Origin of the sequence: Pontivivens ytuae, assembly GCF_015679265.1 — a bacterium.
Lineage (GTDB): Bacteria > Pseudomonadota > Alphaproteobacteria > Rhodobacterales > Rhodobacteraceae > Pontivivens > Pontivivens ytuae.
In genome coordinates, this window is the sequence record NZ_CP064942.1 from 2030013 (window position 1) to 2048415 (window position 18403).

17 protein-coding genes and 4 pseudogenes are annotated in these 18403 nt (G+C 55.4%); 11 read left to right on the top strand and 10 right to left on the bottom strand.

What is annotated here, in order from left to right; genetic code table 11:
• Position 1: 1 nt before the first annotated feature.
• Positions 2 to 1143 (bottom strand): IS3 family transposase gene (locus I0K15_RS09895; protein WP_422393987.1). Its coding sequence is split into 2 segments (ribosomal slippage): positions 2 to 880 and positions 883 to 1143, totalling 1140 coding nucleotides; the frame shifts between segments, so codons are not numbered across the junction.
• Positions 1144 to 1199: 56 nt separating this feature from the next.
• On the opposite strand from I0K15_RS09895, the pseudogene I0K15_RS09900 reads away from it, so the two are divergent.
• The 10 genes and pseudogenes from I0K15_RS09900 to I0K15_RS09940 all read left to right on the top strand — a co-directional run.
• A pseudogene (locus I0K15_RS09900) lies at positions 1200 to 1613 on the top strand (DUF6927 domain-containing protein); the annotation flags it as partial.
• A 67-nt stretch (positions 1614 to 1680) separates the two neighbouring features.
• A complete protein-coding gene (gene relB, locus I0K15_RS09905; protein ID WP_196105271.1) occupies positions 1681 to 1980 on the top strand; it encodes a type II toxin-antitoxin system RelB family antitoxin in 300 nt (99 codons plus the stop codon).
• On the top strand, positions 1967 to 2242 hold the full coding sequence (locus I0K15_RS09910; RefSeq protein ID WP_196105272.1) for a type II toxin-antitoxin system RelE/ParE family toxin: 276 nt from the start codon (positions 1967 to 1969) through the stop codon (positions 2240 to 2242). The genes relB and I0K15_RS09910 overlap by 14 nt, the downstream gene beginning before the upstream one ends.
• Positions 2243 to 2355: 113 nt before the next feature.
• Positions 2356 to 2565 (top strand): annotated as a pseudogene (locus I0K15_RS21270) (hypothetical protein); the annotation flags it as partial.
• A gap of 56 nt (positions 2566 to 2621) precedes the next feature.
• Positions 2622 to 3763, top strand: a protein-coding gene (locus I0K15_RS09915; RefSeq protein ID WP_422393987.1) for an IS3 family transposase whose coding sequence is annotated in 2 segments (ribosomal slippage) — positions 2622 to 2882 and positions 2885 to 3763 — 1140 coding nt in all. Because the reading frame shifts where the segments join, the coding sequence is not laid out codon by codon here.
• Between the two features lie 64 nt (positions 3764 to 3827).
• Positions 3828 to 4349 carry a type IV secretory system conjugative DNA transfer family protein gene (locus tag I0K15_RS09920; protein WP_230374376.1) on the top strand — a complete coding sequence of 174 codons (522 nt, stop codon included), beginning with the start codon at positions 3828 to 3830 and terminating at the stop codon, positions 4347 to 4349.
• 440 nt (positions 4350 to 4789) lie between these two features.
• On the top strand, positions 4790 to 6073 hold the full coding sequence (locus I0K15_RS09925; RefSeq protein ID WP_196105274.1) for a type III PLP-dependent enzyme domain-containing protein: 1284 nt from the start codon (positions 4790 to 4792) through the stop codon (positions 6071 to 6073).
• Between the two features lies 1 nt (position 6074).
• On the top strand, positions 6075 to 8156 hold the full coding sequence (locus tag I0K15_RS09930; RefSeq protein WP_196105275.1) for a P-loop NTPase fold protein: 2082 nt from the start codon (positions 6075 to 6077) through the stop codon (positions 8154 to 8156).
• 4 nt (positions 8157 to 8160) lie between these two features.
• On the top strand, positions 8161 to 9282 hold the full coding sequence (locus I0K15_RS09935) for an asparaginase (protein WP_196105276.1): 1122 nt from the start codon (positions 8161 to 8163) through the stop codon (positions 9280 to 9282).
• A gap of 2 nt (positions 9283 to 9284) precedes the next feature.
• The gene (locus I0K15_RS09940; protein WP_196105277.1) at positions 9285 to 10784 is read left to right on the top strand and encodes an aspartate/glutamate racemase family protein; all 1500 of its coding nucleotides are present in this window, start codon (positions 9285 to 9287) and stop codon (positions 10782 to 10784) included.
• 162 nt (positions 10785 to 10946) lie between these two features.
• On the opposite strand, the gene I0K15_RS09945 is transcribed toward I0K15_RS09940, so the two are convergent.
• The 5 genes and pseudogenes from I0K15_RS09945 to I0K15_RS09965 form a co-directional block, all read right to left on the bottom strand.
• Positions 10947 to 12026: a TrbL/VirB6 family protein gene (locus I0K15_RS09945; RefSeq protein ID WP_196105278.1), complete on the bottom strand. Its 1080-nt coding sequence runs from the start codon at positions 12024 to 12026 to the stop codon at positions 10947 to 10949.
• An 8-nt stretch (positions 12027 to 12034) separates the two neighbouring features.
• A complete protein-coding gene (locus tag I0K15_RS09950) occupies positions 12035 to 12439 on the bottom strand; it encodes a hypothetical protein (protein ID WP_196105279.1) in 405 nt (134 codons plus the stop codon).
• A complete protein-coding gene (locus I0K15_RS09955) occupies positions 12439 to 12639 on the bottom strand; it encodes a hypothetical protein (RefSeq protein WP_196105280.1) in 201 nt (66 codons plus the stop codon). The genes I0K15_RS09950 and I0K15_RS09955 overlap by 1 nt, the downstream gene beginning before the upstream one ends.
• Positions 12636 to 13625 carry an ATPase, T2SS/T4P/T4SS family gene (locus I0K15_RS09960; RefSeq protein WP_196105281.1) on the bottom strand — a complete coding sequence of 330 codons (990 nt, stop codon included), beginning with the start codon at positions 13623 to 13625 and terminating at the stop codon, positions 12636 to 12638. The genes I0K15_RS09955 and I0K15_RS09960 overlap by 4 nt, the downstream gene beginning before the upstream one ends.
• A gap of 2 nt (positions 13626 to 13627) precedes the next feature.
• Positions 13628 to 13870 (bottom strand): annotated as a pseudogene (locus tag I0K15_RS09965) (TrbI/VirB10 family protein); the annotation flags it as partial.
• 52 nt (positions 13871 to 13922) lie between these two features.
• Here I0K15_RS09965 and I0K15_RS09975 point away from each other — a divergent pair.
• Positions 13923 to 15064 (top strand): IS3 family transposase gene (locus I0K15_RS09975; protein WP_422394002.1). Its coding sequence is split into 2 segments (ribosomal slippage): positions 13923 to 14183 and positions 14186 to 15064, totalling 1140 coding nucleotides; the frame shifts between segments, so codons are not numbered across the junction.
• Here I0K15_RS09975 and I0K15_RS09980 read toward each other — a convergent pair.
• The 4 genes and pseudogenes from I0K15_RS09980 to I0K15_RS09995 all read right to left on the bottom strand — a co-directional run.
• Positions 15060 to 17192 (bottom strand): annotated as a pseudogene (locus I0K15_RS09980) (VirB4 family type IV secretion/conjugal transfer ATPase); the annotation flags it as partial. The gene I0K15_RS09975 and the pseudogene I0K15_RS09980 sit on opposite strands and share 5 nt — an antisense overlap.
• Positions 17182 to 17460, bottom strand: a complete 279-nt coding sequence (locus I0K15_RS09985; protein WP_196105282.1) for a VirB3 family type IV secretion system protein — start codon at positions 17458 to 17460, stop codon at positions 17182 to 17184. The gene I0K15_RS09985 and the pseudogene I0K15_RS09980, both read right to left, overlap by 11 nt.
• Positions 17461 to 17472: 12 nt before the next feature.
• Positions 17473 to 17763: a TrbC/VirB2 family type IV secretion system protein gene (locus I0K15_RS09990; RefSeq protein ID WP_196105283.1), complete on the bottom strand. Its 291-nt coding sequence runs from the start codon at positions 17761 to 17763 to the stop codon at positions 17473 to 17475.
• Positions 17760 to 18371: a lytic transglycosylase domain-containing protein gene (locus tag I0K15_RS09995; protein ID WP_196105284.1), complete on the bottom strand. Its 612-nt coding sequence runs from the start codon at positions 18369 to 18371 to the stop codon at positions 17760 to 17762. Before I0K15_RS09995 ends, I0K15_RS09990 begins: the two co-directional genes overlap by 4 nt.
• Positions 18372 to 18403: the final 32 nt, after the last annotated feature.

Here is an 18403-nt window from a genome sequence, read left to right on the forward strand (position 1 = left end):
TCTAGCCCCCTGTGTCTGGGCCACTGATCAGGGGTTTCTCTAATATTGTTTCAGGAACGGGTGGGCGCATGTTGAGTGCCTGATGCGGTCGGGTGTGATTGTACTGCCTGAGCCAGTGATTGATGACGATCTGAGCTTGCTTGGTCGTCGTGAACCACTCCGCATTGAGAACCTCTCGCCGTAATGTCCCATTGAAGCGCTCGTTGTATCCGTTCTCCCAGGGTGATCCTGGGTAGATGCGGATGGGCTTGATCCCAACACGCCGAAGCCAGCCCTGCATCGCCTCTGCTGCGAACTCGGGTCCGTTATCGGACCGGATATACTCCGGGGAACCGTGGCGCAGCAGGAGCGGATAGAGTGCTTCGAGAACTTCGTCGGCACCCATCTTGGTGCGGACCACAACAGCCAAGGCCTGCCGCGTGAACTCGTCGAGAACCGTCAGCATCTTGTAACTGCGCCCATTGCTGAGCTTGTCATGCACGAAGTCTATTGCCCAAACATGGTTCGGGTGCGTGGGCCGAAGCCGGATGATCGAGCTGCCCTTGTGGTAGAGCCGCTTGCGCTTTTTGTGCCGCTGCGGAAGCTGCAATCCTTCCTCACGCCAGAGCCGCTCGACCTTCTTGTGATTGACCCGCCAGCCTTCCATGTGAAGCAGCTCCGTGATCTTGCGGTAGCCATATCGCCCGTACTGCTTCGCCAACCGGATCAGAGCCAACCGTAGCGCATCATCGTCTCTCTGTGTTGGCTGATATTGCAGGGAGCTCCGCGCCAGGCCAATCACCCGGCAGGTCCGCCGCTCAGACGTGGCAAGCTTCTGGCGTGTGTGAAGGACGGCCTGACGAAGCTCCTCTGTGGTCAGGCCCTGGGCTTTAGGTGGTTCAGGCTTTCCTTGAGTATGAGCTTGTCCAGTTCGAGCTCGGCGACGATCTTCTTCAGTCGGGCGTTCTCTTTCTCCAAACTCTTCATCTCCGACAGCTGCGACCGGCCCATCCCGCCAAACCGTTTCCGCCAGTTGTAGTATGTCGCGTCGCTGATCCCGACGCCGCGGCATGCAGTGGCCACGTCATCGCCCGCCGTCAGCTTCAGCTCGATCTCACGCAGCAGCTTCAAGATGTCTTCGTCTGAATGTCGCTTCCTCGCCATGCCCAATCCCCCTCTCGCGGCCAATGTAATGGCCCAGTTCTAGGGGGGAAGGACACTACGACGACGGCTGCTGGGGCTACAAGGACATGGAGGAAAGCGCGGGCCCGGTGGAATCCCGCGCGCCACTAAGCATCCTGAGCCTGCTTTCAGAGATCAAGGATCCCGACAGCTACGCCCGTGCTTGGCGCCAGCGCTGCCGCGACTGGGCCGACATCCCGGAATATGAGGAGGGCGACAAGATCAGGCTCGCAAAGCCGGTGACGCTCACGGACGGCAGCACCTGCCAGATCGTGACCGCGACGCATTATCGCCGCGGGCGGCAGAACCGGCGCTGCTATCGGATCGAGGAAACCGGTGGCCTCGTCCGGTTGTTCAAAGCCTCACTCGCAGGTTCGACATTGCTCAGTTCGAGTAAGGCGGAGGCAAGCCCGGTGCTCGCCGAGTTCTTTTGCGGGCCGACGAAAAGGTGAACCATTCAAAACTTGCTCGCGTATCTCAAATGAGATACAACTTATGCCAGACGGAAGGAGACTTAACATGCCCGCCCAGACCTCCATGATCCACGTGCGTGTCGATGATCAGCTGAAGACCGATGCGTCCGAAGCCCTTGCAGGTGTCGGTCTGACGGTCTCCGACGCTGTTCGTATATTGCTGACGCGCGTTGCTGCCGAGGGGGGGTTGCCCGCTGGACTGACTGCTGATCCCGATGCCTACGACGCTTGGTTCCGGGCCAAGGTCCAGGAAGCGATTGACGATCCGCGCCCTCCCGCACCACATGCGCAAATCATGGCCGAAGCCCAGGCGCTGATTGACGGAAAGCGACGTGCCAAGACTTGAATGGAAGATTGCCGCCGTCTCTGACCTCTTAGCAATCATCGACTACATCTCAGACGACAATCCGGATGCCGCGCAGGCGCTCAAGAACGAGATCGAAGAGAAAGTCTCCAGACTTCCCACGAACCCACACCTCTATCGCGTCGGTCGTGTCGACGGCACGCGAGAGATGGTGGTCCGTCCGAACTACATTGTCGTGTATTCGGAGACCCCAGAGGTCGTGACCATCCTACGTGTTCTTCACGCGGCACAGCTCTGGCCCTGATCACGGACCTTCGAACCGGATCGCAGTTAAAGCTTCTTAGCCCACGCTCCCACAAAGTGGAGAATGGGCTTTTGTCCCGTCAGACCTGCAATCTGACATGAGAGGACAAACTGATGGCTGGCACTGCTGTACGCACTAAACATCCATTTCCCACGAAGACGGTTTTGAAGGAGGCGCTTGCCCGTATCGGCGAGGAAATCCAACACGGCCCGCTGAAGAGCTCCACCCTTGCCCGCATCATGCGAGACACCTTCGGGGGCAGCGATGCAAGTGGTGCCTGGGATTGGCGCATGGCCTACGACATGATGCAGGCCGCGGCGGTTGTGTCCTTCCCCCCTAGAACTGGGCCATTACATTGGCCGCGAGAGGGGGATTGGGCATGGCGAGGAAGCGACATTCAGACGAAGACATCTTGAAGCTGCTGCGTGAGATCGAGCTGAAGCTGACGGCGGGCGATGACGTGGCCACTGCATGCCGCGGCGTCGGGATCAGCGACGCGACATACTACAACTGGCGGAAACGGTTTGGCGGGATGGGCCGGTCGCAGCTGTCGGAGATGAAGAGTTTGGAGAAAGAGAACGCCCGACTGAAGAAGATCGTCGCCGAGCTCGAACTGGACAAGCTCATACTCAAGGAAAGCCTGAACCACCTAAAGCCCAGGGCCTGACCACAGAGGAGCTTCGTCAGGCCGTCCTTCACACACGCCAGAAGCTTGCCACGTCTGAGCGGCGGACCTGCCGGGTGATTGGCCTGGCGCGGAGCTCCCTGCAATATCAGCCAACACAGAGAGACGATGATGCGCTACGGTTGGCTCTGATCCGGTTGGCGAAGCAGTACGGGCGATATGGCTACCGCAAGATCACGGAGCTGCTTCACATGGAAGGCTGGCGGGTCAATCACAAGAAGGTCGAGCGGCTCTGGCGTGAGGAAGGATTGCAGCTTCCGCAGCGGCACAAAAAGCGCAAGCGGCTCTACCACAAGGGCAGCTCGATCATCCGGCTTCGGCCCACGCACCCGAACCATGTTTGGGCAATAGACTTCGTGCATGACAAGCTCAGCAATGGGCGCAGTTACAAGATGCTGACGGTTCTCGACGAGTTCACGCGGCAGGCCTTGGCTGTTGTGGTCCGCACCAAGATGGGTGCCGACGAAGTTCTCGAAGCACTCTATCCGCTCCTGCTGCGCCACGGTTCCCCGGAGTATATCCGGTCCGATAACGGACCCGAGTTCGCAGCAGAGGCGATGCAGGGCTGGCTTCGGCGTGTTGGGATCAAGCCCATCCGCATCTACCCAGGATCACCCTGGGAGAACGGATACAACGAGCGCTTCAATGGGACATTACGGCGAGAGGTTCTCAATGCGGAGTGGTTCACGACGACCAAGCAAGCTCAGATCGTCATCAATCACTGGCTCAGGCAGTACAATCACACCCGACCGCATCAGGCACTCAACATGCGCCCACCCGTTCCTGAAACAATATTAGAGAAACCCCTGATCAGTGGCCCAGACACAGGGGGCTAGACACTCTCGCGCCGTTGGAAAAAACCCGTTCGAAGGGCGGAGCCAGTCTGAGCGGACCGAAGAGGTGTCGCTTCTGCCGGAAGACGAGGCACGCCGGTTGCCGCTGGATGAAATCATCGTCGTGGTGGATGCGCAGATGCCGGTGCGCGCGAAGCGGGTGGTGTATTTCGAGGATCCGTTCTTCAAGTCGATCCATGCCGCGCAGGAAGGCGAGCTTCCGTTTCCTGAGGGGCCCGTGCCGCCGATGGGAGAGCTGCCGTTGAGTGTAAGGGCGATGCCAACCGCGCCTCGCGGGCCCGGTCTGACCGAGCAGGATCTTGAGGCGCGAATGGGGATTGGCAAAAGGGATGCAGTCTTGCCTTTAGATGCCGGCCAAAGACCTGGCAGGAGAAGGGCGCGGGCGGCTGTTCTAGCAGAGGATCAGCGTCAATTCGAGATGGATTTTAATGCGCAAGCCGAATTGAGCGTCGAAGCTGTCGGTGCGGATGATGTGGCGCTCGTTGAAAATGCGCTTGGCGATCTCGAGCGGTTCGAGGGGGAGATTTCGGACGTGGGAACGATTCGCGAAAAAGTTGTTACTTCGTAAACGGTCGCTCGGAACGATTGCGGCGAGGGTCTGGAATGAGCCCAAAAAACCGGATACTGCAACGTGCACCAATGTGCGTTTGTCGGAGGGCAACCAACAATGAGCCGGAATCAAATCGCTTGAAGCCACAGGTTTGTAGGACAAGGCTTTTGGATCATATCAGGCCAGCGCAAGCAGGTTAAGCTGCGACATGGTCCTTGGGTTGAAGCAGCCAGTCATTGGTTGGTCAGAAAGGGTCACCTAGTCCAAACGAACTGGGCTGCGTTAGACTACTCCGCTTTGATATGTGACCAGCGCTGCAAGAATTGCTGGTCATGCGGCGTACACTGAAGATGCGCAACCTTGCTAGTCAGCTATGAACAGGATGCACTTGACAGGCATAGACAATCCATGTGGAACTTCGGGAAGGAATTGAACACATTAGGATTTTTTGACTAGTAATGCAGTTACCAGATCGTAGCATCTCATCAACTTTGATACAGGCGATCTCGACCGGTGAGTTTGACCCGGAGTGCGATGAGACTGCATTGTTTTTCGACCTAGATTGGCTAGATGAGCGACTGTCCAGTCTAAAGAGCGCTTTCCCAAGTGGAACTAACCATGCAATTGCAATAAAGGCAAATCCACTGCTGGGCGTTCTCAAAAGAATTGTTTCAAGAGGTTTTGGTCTGGAAGCAGCCACCTTGCCAGAGCTCCACTTAGCGGTTTCAGCTGGTTGCGAACCAAAGAAGATTGTTTTCGACTCACCTGCAAAAACGTCGCGGGACATCGAATATGCCTTGGATTTGGGATGTCACATCAACTGTGACTCAATAGAAGAGTTAGACCGCGTTGATAGAATTATTAGAGCCAATGGGAATAACGGCGGCGCCACTTTTGGGCTTCGACTGAACCCACAAGTTGGCGCTGGTTCAATTGCAAGCACGAGTGTAGCAGACCAATACTCAAAATTTGCGGTGCCGGTTGGGATAGGTACTGAGAGAATAGTACAACTTTTTACCAACTACGAGTGGCTAACTGGAATCCACTGTCATATTGGCTCACAAGGGTGTTCACTGGAGATGTTAGTCGAAGGTGCCCAGGTCATATCGAAACTCGTTTTTGATATCGAAGAGTCTACGAACAGAAAGTTGATCCACATTGATATTGGCGGTGGACTGCCTGCTCAATATAAGTCTTCAAACTCCACTGCGTCGTTTTCGGACTACGCAAATGCACTCGAAGTTAATGTTGCCAACTTGTTAACTAATGGCCGAAGACTCATTACAGAATTTGGAAGACATGTCCACACAAACGCTGGGTGGATGGTTTCTCGAGTTGAGTATGTAAAGTCCGCAACGAGCCCCAAAACCGCTATTATTCATGTCGGAGCAGACATGTTCTTGCGTGAGTGTTACCGACCGGACGATTGGTATCACGACATTATTGCATTGGATTCTTATGGATCCGAAAAAGATCATTCTTCTGGAGACGTTTATAATATTGCAGGCCCTTTGTGTTTTGCTGGGGACATAGTGGGCTACGATCGGAAATTACCGAGGCTAGTCGAAGGCGACCTCCTAGTCATCAAAGATGCTGGAGCCTATACCTTTAGTATGTGGTCACGATATAATAGTAGGCAGTTCCCCAAAATCTTTGGCTATTACAAAACCGATACCGGCACGGTTTTCGAGCAGTTAAGAAAAAAAGAAAGCATACCTGAAGTAATTGATTTTTGGAGCTAAAATGGTTCTGGTCTATGATGACTATGCTGAAGATGACCTCATAGGACATTCCTACGCTCGAGACGCACTCGCCGATCTCATTTCAAAGTCAGATAGTATCGGAAGTTCCTCCCTTACGTTGGCCGTTTATGGAGATTGGGGAACGGGAAAAACAACGATCCTAAGACAAACTCAGCGCATTCTTGACGCGAACAAGTCCTTTATAACGGTGTGGTTCAATCCGTGGCAATTCAACCAAGATGACGAGATCATGTCAGCATTACTGTACACCATCTCTAGACGCTTTGCACAGCTAGCCGACACAGTTCAGGAGTCTGGCGCTCAGCCTGAGAGTTTCGAAGGCGTTGCCGAAAAACTCAAAGTTGCAGCACGTGCCATTCAGTACAAACCAAAAGTAAAGCTCGACATACCTCTTGTCGGCAAAGCCGAGTTTGACTTATCCCGCAAGAGCGCCTCATTCGACGAAAAGTCACTTAATGAACTCGCGACCGTTTTTGAGGACAGGATCGCTGATACTTATTTCGATTTAGTCCGCCACCTCGAGCGCGCATGCGAAGCAACAGAGAAACGCATAATAGTGTTTATTGACGACTTGGACAGGTGCTCAGAACAGCAAACGATGCGCCTTCTCGAAGGGCTTAAGACACTATTGGATTTGCCGAAATTCGTCTTTGTTCTCGGTATGGCAAATCGAATAGTAGAAGCTGCCGTGAAAAGATCACTGAATCTGGACTCGGCTACCGAGCAAAGCATCGATAATAGATCAGAACAGCAGAATTACCTAGATAAGATTATCCAGTTCTCGTTCCACCTTCCAAGGCCTGACGTGCGGAAAGTGAAAGAGAACATAGTTGCCCCGCACCTAAAGGGCGCGGACAACATCAATGAACTTCTTGATATCATCATACAATCGGTCGGCGTGAACCCTAGATCACTGAAGAGGTTTTTGAACACTCTTCATTTCTCCAAGCTGCTCTTCCTTCAGCGAAAAGGCGACGAGGAGCTTGACTTCGAATCACTGGTCCGCTCATCGTTATTGGCTCATAGCCTTCCAAATCTATTTCGAGAATTCCAAAAGTTTCCAATCGCATTGGTGGAAGTTTCCGCCTCGATTTCTGCAGAACATGATGCAGATGCGCAAGATGCTTCTGACATTGTTTATACGAGGAATGGTGCGATCAGTAGGCTTATCGATAATGAAATCGCCGTAAAATTGCATCAGATCTTGCGTCGGGGAAACGGAAAGACTGTCTTCAACAGTGTTTCGCAGGTAGAGGACTACGTGGCGTTGGCGCTAGATGCAATCGATGCGACTGGTCCGCATCAAATCCAAGCGAAGGAGGGGAATACACGAGTTTTGAAAGACGAGCGTTCTTTGAAGAGGTTTATCGAAGACTCCTTTGTCAGGTTTGTGTCTGGACAAGTAGACGTTCCAGTCGACAAGACATCTTTGACCATGGAAATTGAGGACGACTATGAACTCTTCGATGAGCCTGTTTCTCAAGCACTGTACGAGCGGGTAATCGGATTTAACCCGTCCAAGTTTGTCGATCCGGAAAAGCCGGTTGAGAATATTACATGGATCGAAGCAGTCGAGTTCTGCAACAAACTATCTATACTTCTTGGTGTGGAGCCGTTCTACGATAATCTAGAATCTGGTCGACCCAAAGAGGTGATCTTTTCTGAGGGGGGCGTTGGTTTCCGTCTTCCAACGGAAGGTGAGTGGCTGAAAGCCTGCACTTACACAGACGAAGATCTCTCCGACCATCTTCATGAGATTGCATGGTACATCGACAACGCAGCAGCATCGACACAGAGGTTGGCCAGCCTCAGGCCAACCAACGAGGGAGTTCATGATCTCTTGGGCAACGTTTGGGAGTGGACAAACTCGAGCCCCAAATACGACAATGGAAATGACGGTATAGGGAGCCACCTCACTACATCTGGCAGCCAAAGGGTTACTAAAGGAGCTGCGTGGACAAGCTTCGGGGGGCAGGTAAGCAGATCCGCACGCGGTGTGGTTTCTCCTTTGTCGTCTGAGAGCAATACCGGTTTTAGGATAGCAAGAACGTCGATAGGGTAACAAAATGGCTGAACATAAAACTCTTCTCATCTCCACTGGGGGCACGATCGCTGGAGAAGTTGCAAGCTCCAAGAAAATGGAAGGCTTTCAAGTTAAGAGAGCCGGCGAATTTCAAGAGATTCTCAGTGACACGATAACTTACCTAGAGGAAACCGCCAAGATTGATCTCACGATTGACGCTGTCGCACCAATCGAAGTGGACAGTTCCAATATCAATCCCGCCCACTGGCAACAACTCGTAGATATCGTGAAGGAAAAGTATGACGAGTACGATTCCTTCGTTATCACTCATGGCACAAATACTCTTGGATACACTTGCGCAGCTCTCTCCTTTGCAATTGAAAACCCAGGAAAACCTATTGTTCTAACCGGCTCCCAGGTTCCAATGGGTCAACCAGGTTCGGACGCAAAAAGCAATTTGGAAAACGCCTTTCGCGTAGCTACTTGGACGAGGGATCCTATTTATGGGGTCGTCGCTGTCTTTGGAAGCCACATTATCACGGGCACACGGGTAAAAAAGGATACAGAATTTGATTACGATGCATTTAAGACATTTAACGCGGGGAGTCTGGGTCGTATCGGGCGGATCATTGATATCAATAAACCGAACCTTGACAGGCACAACCGATACAAGGAAGATCAGTTCGATCTCAGACTGGCGAGGAGCAGCAAATCGCTCCAGATAACTAATGAGTTCGACACCAACATTATCTCTCTTACAGAGTTTCCAGGGATGGACCCTGCGATCATGCGGACGCTCGTTGAGCGACATCAGGTTTCTGGCTTCATTATCCGTGCTTTTGGAGCAGGAGACCTTAGCGAGACCTTTATCGAAACTCTGAACTTTTTGAAGACCAGCCGAGTGCCCGTGGTTGTTACTACGCAGGCGCCGAATGGCAATGCTACGCTACAAGTCAATGAGCCGGGTCAGTATCTGGCCGAACACAAGCTTGTGATTCCAGCATATGACATGAGCCATGAGTCTCAGGTCGCGAAGCTCTCTTGGCTTCTACCTCGTGTTAAGCGAGGCGATATTCAATTCGAACAGCTTCCTAAGGAGATGATGCGCGATTACCGTGGTGAAATTCAAGTCATCCACGAAGAAGATATTGGTGAGCTGATTTAGTGTTGGAAACACTGAACGAGGTTACTACTTCGCGCCTTGAGCAGACAGGCGCATGGTATGTGGTTAGGAAAAACAAGCTGAAAAAGAATGGCGAGCCTATGGAGGCTCGGAGTTGTAGACAAGCAGTGAAAGTGCGCGATCGGCTCGGATCTGGCGAGACCGGAGGGGTCCCCTTGTGGTCCGAGTTGAAGTCCGAAGTAGGCGTTGCCGAATGCGAGGTATCTGGAACTCGCCGATACTATGCATGCCATACGCGAGCAAATACCATTTTGAATCGAGAGCGGTTGGCTGAAGCGCTAGAGTTAGATCCACAGAATTGTAGTTTCAGCAGGATCATCGACGAAGACGGTGATGATAAGGACGAAATAGACTTCTTTGGATTGGTCAATCCACTTAACGTTGATCAGATTATGAAAATAGTTGGGCTTGATTGTACTACTGATGAGATATGGCAGCTCATAGATGATTCTGTGTTTTGGGAAGAAGGATATCCGAACACACTTGTTACCAATTGTGGTAGAAGAGACATGGCTCTGGAGATGTTCTCATCTGGGCTGTTCCGAAGCCTAACTAAGTACTTTCCTAGAACAAAAAGGGGATCATTTTCGGACTTCGACCCTATTTGGCTTGGGAAAAGTGGGAATTTTGTAAAGAAGGAGTGGCTTAACTTTCCTCCACCCAAAGCGCCAAAAATTGGAGTACTTACAGGAAATTCGCCTGAGTCTGGAATCACCCTCGTGAATGAGTTTTTTCAAGAGTTTCGCAAGATATTCGAGGCCAATGCTACGGATGTAACGATGCCTGAGATACACATGCACTCGGCACCGTCAATGGGCCTTACGATGGAGTTGATTGAAAGGGAGGAGAGAGTCTGGACCCTCATCGAACAGGACCTAAGACAGCTACTAGAAGCAGGCTGTAAAATTCTTACGATACCATGCAATACAACTATCTATTTTTCGGATAAGATTAGATCGCTTTGTTCGAGCTACGATGCAGAGTTTGTTTCCATCGCAGAGGCATGTCTGCCCGTACTTGAGCGCGTTGGTGATACAGAAGTTGGCCTGATCGGAATCGCACCCGTAGTAGATTTTGATCGCGGCTTTAGTGGATACGACACGGAATTGTCACCTAAGGGTTACAGGATACTGCCGTGCAATGGTGAAGCACTCGCCTGGGAAGTGAAAAATAGAGGCGACAACATCAGAAAATTCAATCAGCCATACCAGTCCTTCGAAAAGCTGGTAAGTAAGCAATTTGATTCAGTCAGAACGATCATATTAGCTCTTACTGAAGTATCTCTCGTTTATCGAGAGAACGTTAAGCGAGCGCACAAGAAGTTTCCTGAGACGGTATTCGTCGATCCATTGTTAGAACTCTCAAAGTATCTTCTCTTTCGATATCTCTCTACTGGGTTGCGCGAGTCAAAGGTGTGTGCGCTTCCAAGAGACTTTGAGATCGATAACGAGATCCAAGAGCTTATCTTTGAAGATCCGGCATAGGCTCAGCTTCGCAATACGGAATTCAAGGCGATGCCAACAAAATAATCCTTAGCCGCATTCGTCAGGCCGAAAGCTGAAGTTGGGCAGGGTAACGCCGACAGCGGCTTTGCCCGTCAAGCCGCCAGTCCCCGTGAAAGGATCCAAGTCAGCTTCAGCGAAATTCTATCGTCTTCCCAGCCGCCCAAGCCGTGCCAACTGCGCGAGCATTTGAGCACCTGTCCCAGTCGAGGCGCCGCCCGGACTTACCGGCGTATTCTCATTCAAACCTCGCCGCTGTGGCATCTGCTGTACGCCAAAGAACTGCCGCGCCCGCAGCGCTGCATATTCGGCCCCGGTAGCCCCTCCAATTAGGTAGCGATTGTAAGCTTGTTGGCTTCCACCAAGCGCCCGGCCAAAGCTGTACGCCCCTCCAAGACCACCTGACAGAGCGGGCATCATGATGTTTCCGGAGATTGCCCGCACAATGAACGGGGTCGCGATGATGAAACCCTTGGCCATGAGGACCATCATGAAGAACGGAATGAGAGCGCCGATGTTGGACGCCCCTACCGGATCACCCAGTTCACCGATGAGCGCGGTGGAGACGTCCGTGATCGTCGCGAAGACCCCTGCCACGACGATCGGGTAGATCGCAAATGAGACGAGCGCAGATAGCCAACGCGCGAAGTAATCCTTCGTCACCTCGAAGAGCGTCAGAAAGATCATCACCGGAGCTATGCCGATCAGCAACGCGATCATGAGCCGGGAAGCAACGAGGATGAACGCGGCAAGACCGCCAAGGATCGACAGCAGCAACACACCAAGCACATCAAGAAGAGCCCCCGCCATCCATTGAAGCTCTGAGCCTGCTGCGTTGAGATAGTCTCCAAGTTCGGCGATCAGTCGGTCGAACTCTTCCGCAAAGGTTCCGGAGGGACCAGGCGTGCCGCCACCCACAGATGCCACCAGCGATCCGGCAATGCTGTCGATGCCGTTTAGGATGGCCGAGGAGAGCGCGTTGAACTGCACCCAATTGGTCGCGAATATCCCGATCAGCCCAACTTTCACCGCCAGCCAGAAGGCCGTTCGTCCGTCCATCGCGCGATATTGGTAGATCATGTTGATGCAGACGAGCGCGAAGACGAGAGTGGCCCCTAGCGCGAGGATGGTCCCGACTGTTGCCGCGACTGCGCCGAACTGCGTCTCAGCGGCTGAGTCCAGATAGCTCTGGGAGGTTTCGACGAAGTAGGTGACGACGCTCATGAACTACCTCACCAGTTACCAGCATCTTCGCAGATCGCCATCGCCTCTGGCCGGGCCGCGCTGGAACGACGATTGAACTCGTCTGAGGCCTCAAGCATTTCCCATCGTTCGGCATCGGCGAACCGTTCAAAGAATACAGCCTCTGCGGCGTCCCAAGAGGGGAAACGCGTGTCACAATCGCAGTTGCTTTCCTCAACGACGCGCTCGAGGTTCTGCGCGCTGTAGATGTCTTGCACCAGAACACGCTTGTACGCCTCGCGGAGGGCGATGTTTTGCATCCAATCCGGTTCGGCGGGTCGGTCAGCGCAGACATTGGGCGCGTTCTCTAGGCTTGGAACCAGATCGCGTTCGGTGAGGGCGGGGAGTGCGAGGAAGGCAGCCAGAGTGGCCAGTAGGACACTACGCTTACTCATCAGGTGGCCGCCTCTGCTTGATCGAGGCCGATCTCGCGCTTCAGGAAGGCCGTAAGCCCGACATTCGCGAACTCCGACGTGCTGACGGACACCACTTCCCAGCCTTGGCTTCCGCGTAGGTTCAAATCCTCCTGCATCTCGATGAGGCTGGTTTTGCGATCCATTGGGAAGGTCGCGATCTGATACTCAAAGCGTTTCATGCGGCGGCCTCCGTCGTCAGTTCGGTTCCCGGCAGATAGAACTCGGTGATCCCGCGCTTGCCGCTCTCCCGGCCCGCCTGGATGATCACGTCGATTGAGCTTTCGATGTAAGTGACCATGTCCTGGTAGGTCATCGGGATCTCCGTCTTGAGGGCGGCGATGGCGAGGCGCTGGACCGCGAGTTGCGGCGTTTCGGCGTGGAGCGTCGTCATCGAGCCGCCATGGCCGGTGTTGATCGCTTCGAGGAAGGTCATCGCTTCCTTGCCGCGGACCTCGCCGAGAATGATCCGATCTGGGCGCATGCGGAGCGTGGCTGTCAGGAGCACATTGGCTGATTGGAACTCCATGTCCCGATTGGCAATCAAGGTTACCGCGTTCGGTTGCGTTGGCAGAAGCTCCGCCGCCTCTTCGATCGTGACGATGCGTTCGTCATCCGCGACATAGGAGAGGATTTTCCGGGCGGCGACGGTTTTGCCGGTCGAGGTGCCGCCCGAGACGATCATGTTCAGCTTATTCTCAACGCAGAAGCGGATGGCGGTGTAGATATCGCCCGCTGCAACAACCTCGCGCAACGCCCGGTTCTTATCCTGGCGGAGGGATTCCAGTTTGCGCTCTTCGCCATAGAGGTACTGCAGTTCAATCTCATCAAGCGGGAGACTGGAGAAGAACCGCAGCGAGATCGACATGCCATTACTGACCGCAGGCGGCGTGATGACCTGGGCGCGGATCGGACGTTGGCGGTAGGTGATCGAGACCGAGACGATGGGTTTGTCCTTGCTGAGCGTCGTGTTCGCTCCCGAGGCAATCTGATTGCCGAGATCACGAAGTTCGGTCGCGCTGAGTGTCTGACCGAGTCTGCGCATGAAGTGATCCCCCTGGAATTCACCCCAACAAGAGCCATCGGGATTGATACAGATCTCGATCACATCGTCCCGGGCGGCATCGGCCAGCTTGTCGAGAGAGGCTTGGAGATAGCTCAGCGTCATGCTCAGAAGATCTCCAAATCGCGGTCGACCATCACGGTGACGCGCGCGCCCTGATCGACATAGATGACGGGACCGATGGAGAGGTACTCGCCGATCACGCTGTCAGTGGCGTCGGCCAGATCGTCGCCGACATCCTCGAGAACGTCCGCCGCCGTTTCGTCTTCGACTTCGCCGGCTGCAACAGACGGTGCGGCAGAGATGATGGAGATGAGCGCGGCTGAGCCGAAGCGTTCATCAAAGCGTGTCCTTCCCCCCTAGAACTGGGCCATTACATTGGCCGCGAGAGGGGGATTGGGCATGGCGAGGAAGCGACATTCAGACGAAGACATCTTGAAGCTGCTGCGTGAGATCGAGCTGAAGCTGACGGCGGGCGATGACGTGGCCACTGCATGCCGCGGCGTCGGGATCAGCGACGCGACATACTACAACTGGCGGAAACGGTTTGGCGGGATGGGCCGGTCGCAGCTGTCGGAGATGAAGAGTTTGGAGAAAGAGAACGCCCGACTGAAGAAGATCGTCGCCGAGCTCGAACTGGACAAGCTCATACTCAAGGAAAGCCTGAACCACCTAAAGCCCAGGGCCTGACCACAGAGGAGCTTCGTCAGGCCGTCCTTCACACACGCCAGAAGCTTGCCACGTCTGAGCGGCGGACCTGCCGGGTGATTGGCCTGGCGCGGAGCTCCCTGCAATATCAGCCAACACAGAGAGACGATGATGCGCTACGGTTGGCTCTGATCCGGTTGGCGAAGCAGTACGGGCGATATGGCTACCGCAAGATCACGGAGCTGCTTCACATGGAAGGCTGGCGGGTCAATCACAAGAAGGTCGAGCGGCTCTGGCGTGAGGAAGGATTGCAGCTTCCGCAGCGGCACAAAAAGCGCAAGCGGCTCTACCACAAGGGCAGCTCGATCATCCGGCTTCGGCCCACGCACCCGAACCATGTTTGGGCAATAGACTTCGTGCATGACAAGCTCAGCAATGGGCGCAGTTACAAGATGCTGACGGTTCTCGACGAGTTCACGCGGCAGGCCTTGGCTGTTGTGGTCCGCACCAAGATGGGTGCCGACGAAGTTCTCGAAGCACTCTATCCGCTCCTGCTGCGCCACGGTTCCCCGGAGTATATCCGGTCCGATAACGGACCCGAGTTCGCAGCAGAGGCGATGCAGGGCTGGCTTCGGCGTGTTGGGATCAAGCCCATCCGCATCTACCCAGGATCACCCTGGGAGAACGGATACAACGAGCGCTTCAATGGGACATTACGGCGAGAGGTTCTCAATGCGGAGTGGTTCACGACGACCAAGCAAGCTCAGATCGTCATCAATCACTGGCTCAGGCAGTACAATCACACCTGCCCGCATCAGGCACTCAACATGCGCCCACCCGTTCCTGAAACAATATTAGAGAAACCCCTGATCAGTGGCCCAGACACAGGGGGCTAGACAGGATATTCGGGAGTAGGATTTGGGTTGGGACCGCCTCGACAATGGTTTTGCCGGTTCGCGTTCGTTCCAGCTGGCTGGCATACTGGGTCACCATGACCGCGACCGTGTTTTGCTTTCGGGCTGTCACGAGCCAGTTCGAGAGCCGCTCTGCGAAGTATGCGTTGTCGAGCGCCTTCCAGGCCTCGTCGATGACAATGATGGTCGGACGCCGGTCTTCGATCTCCCGCTCGATGCGGCGGAAGAGATAGGACAGCACGGCCATGCGCTCCTTCTCACTCTCGCTGTCGAGAATGCCGGTCAGATCGAACCCGACCACATCGCCTTCAAGCGAGAAGGTGTCTTCCAGGCTCTGGCCGAAAATCCAGCCGTAGCGGCCGTTTTCGGTCCATTCGAGCAGGCGCAGGTGCAGATCGCCGTCATCATCCGTCGAAACAAACAGCGATGCGAAATCTTTCCAGTTCCGCAGCTGCGGATTGGCGGCACCCGCGTTCTGACGAACGACCTCCTGAATGCGGTTTGTTTGGGCCGGCGTCAGCGGTTTGTCCGCGCGGTAGAGCAGGGAGGCTAGCCAGTCTGAGAGCCACGCGGTACCGCGGTTGTCGATCTCCGTCCAAAGCGGGTTGAGACCCGTGGGTTGTCCGGCCTTGATGGACGCGTAGCGCCCACCATTCGCGCGCACAGCCATCTCCATGCCGAGGCGGTAGTCGAAGACAAAAATGCGCGCCCCACAGCGCCGCGCCTGGGTCATCAGGAAGGCTGAGAGGACCGACTTGCCCGAGCCGGGGCGACCGAGGATCAACGTGTGCCCGCTGGTCGGTTCTTTCTCAGGCGCGCCCTGCTCGTGGTAGGAGAAGCGGTATGCACTCTGCTCCGGCGTCGGAAAGAGCGTGATCTCCTCGCCCCAGGGCAGTTGGTGCTTCTCTTTTCCGAGCTGTGTCCGGTGCAGTGCCGCGAAATCCGCAAAGTTGCGGTTGGTGATCGCGCTGGCGCGGACGCGCTTTGGCTGATTGCCCGGATGCTGGCTGAAGTAATGGGTCTTCGCCGCCATCCGCTCGCCGATCATCTTTACGCCCTCGGCTGCGGCGTCGTTCACGATCTCCGCGCCGAGGGTCTGAAGCTCGTCAAGACTGTCACAGAAGACAGTGACCACCATGTGGTGCTCGCCAAAGCTTTGCCGCTTCGCCTCGAGATCGTCGTGAGCGATGTCGAGCGCTTCCAGCAGCGAAAGCGCCGCGTCCTGCGAGGCCTGCATTTGCCGTTTCTGGCGTTTGATCCGCCCGGCCATCAGGTTTGAATTGATCGGCGTGAAGGAGTGGGTGACGATCATGTCGACCGGCAGGTTCAGCATGTCGAACATCGTGCAGGTCGTGCCTTCGGCGTATTCGCCGATGGTGAAGCTCTTGCCGTAGCGATGCCCGACGACCCCTTCGGACAGTTCGAAGTGTTCGTCGAAAAAGGTCACACGGGTATTGGCGACATTCGCGGCTAGGAACCCGTAGCGATTGGCCGGGTAGAGGGGCATCTCCTGGCCCGTGTTCAAAGCCCCGAGAAAACCGATAAGCTCCCCGGAGGATGCATCGAGCACCCTTGGTTTGAGGTCCGCGAGACCCGAGGTGAAGACGCCAACCGCCTCCTTTAGGCGGCGCACGCGTTTGGCAGTCTCTTCTTTGAAGCGCTCCGGCGCGCTGCGGCCCATGAACCCAAGAAAACTCTTTGGCGGCGGTCGATGGAGGATGGTGAGCGTCAGGGTCTTGTCCCGGAGACCCGCGCTCCCAAGCTTCTCGCGCCAGGTCGCATCGACCGCCGCCGCGAAACCATCACCTTCGACGGGGAGGAGGTCCGGAGTGATGGCTTTGGACACTTTGTGGACGTAGTAGCTGAACTCCGGCCCGAGCTGCGCGACGATCCGCGCAAAGAGCGCGGTGACCTTGTCGAGATAAGCATCGTCGGTCGTGTAGCTATTCACGCCGCTCAGACGGATACATTGGAAGAGCTCATTGACCCGCGTGCGCACCGTCTGATCGTCGACGAGGCTGACATAGGGCAGCATGTGCGCGAGGCGTTTTTCGCGGGCGTACCAGTCCGGCATCAGCGTGCGTTCGTCGATGGTCTCGTCACGGGGCATAGCTGTCGCCTCCGTGAATTTGGCGGTTCCGCGTGGGCGGCGTTTCCTGCAGCGCTGTCATAATCACATCGATGAACCGCGGGTCCCAATCGGCGGCTTTCCACAGCAGCGGATACATGATGGCGGCGATGCCGAGTACGAGAAGGTGCTGAATCCAGACGAAGAGCAGAACTGAGCCAAAGAGCCAGACCATGGCATACATGATCGGCAGGCCCAGAAGCTTCGGCGGGCGGACAAGGCCCAGGAAGAGGGGAGACCGTTCTGCCACGCCCGCCTCCGCTCACCCGCCAAACACGGCTGCGACGATCGTCGGGGCTGCTGCCACGCCCGCGATGCTGACGAGCACCCATAGCGCCTGTCGCAGATCGATGATGTTGAAGAACCAACTCAGGAAGACACCAAGGACGGCGAGAGTGGCGATGACTACGCCAAGCGGGCCTGTGAGCGCGTCGACAATGCCCTGCAGGAGGTTCTGGATTGGGGAGAGGTCGATGCTCTGCGCGAGCGCCGGTTCGGCGATGAGCAAAAGGACTGACGAAATGGCCAAAAGAAAATGTGTCTGCGGCTTCATGGGGTCGCTCCTTCCAGCCGGTTGAATACGGTCAGCACGCGGCTGACATGATTTTGAGTCTCGCGATAAGGGGGAATGCCGTCGTGTTCACGGACCGCCTCCGGACCGGCGTTGTAGGCTGCGAGCGCGAGCCGCACGTCGCCGAACTCGGCGAGCATCATCGCGAGGTAACGGGCAGAGCCATCGAGATTCTCACGCCAGTCGTGCGGATCGACGGCAAGCATGCGCGCGGTGTCTGGCATGAGTTGTCCGAGACCGATCGCGCCGGCATGGGAGACCGCATCAATGCGGTAGGCACTCTCGATCTCGATATTGGCACGGAAGAGATTGAGCCAGTCCGTCACGGTAATATCGGCCGTGCGCAGTCCACGGTGACCCGCATATCGGAGAGCGATCTCTTCCATGCCGTTCAGAATGTCTGGATGCGGGACCACGCGCTGCGGCACGACAACAGCCGCCAGAACCTCTTCTTCGCTGCTTGGCTGCCCAAAAAGCGGCATCTCAGCGGCACCAGAGCTTTGTCCAACACCATCATTGTAGTTTCGGGCGAAGTCAGATTGAGACCGCGACGGGGAGAGGGAGCCGTCGCCCTCCATCACCAGCACCATCTGTGCAGAAGCTAGGCCAGGCAACAGAAGTG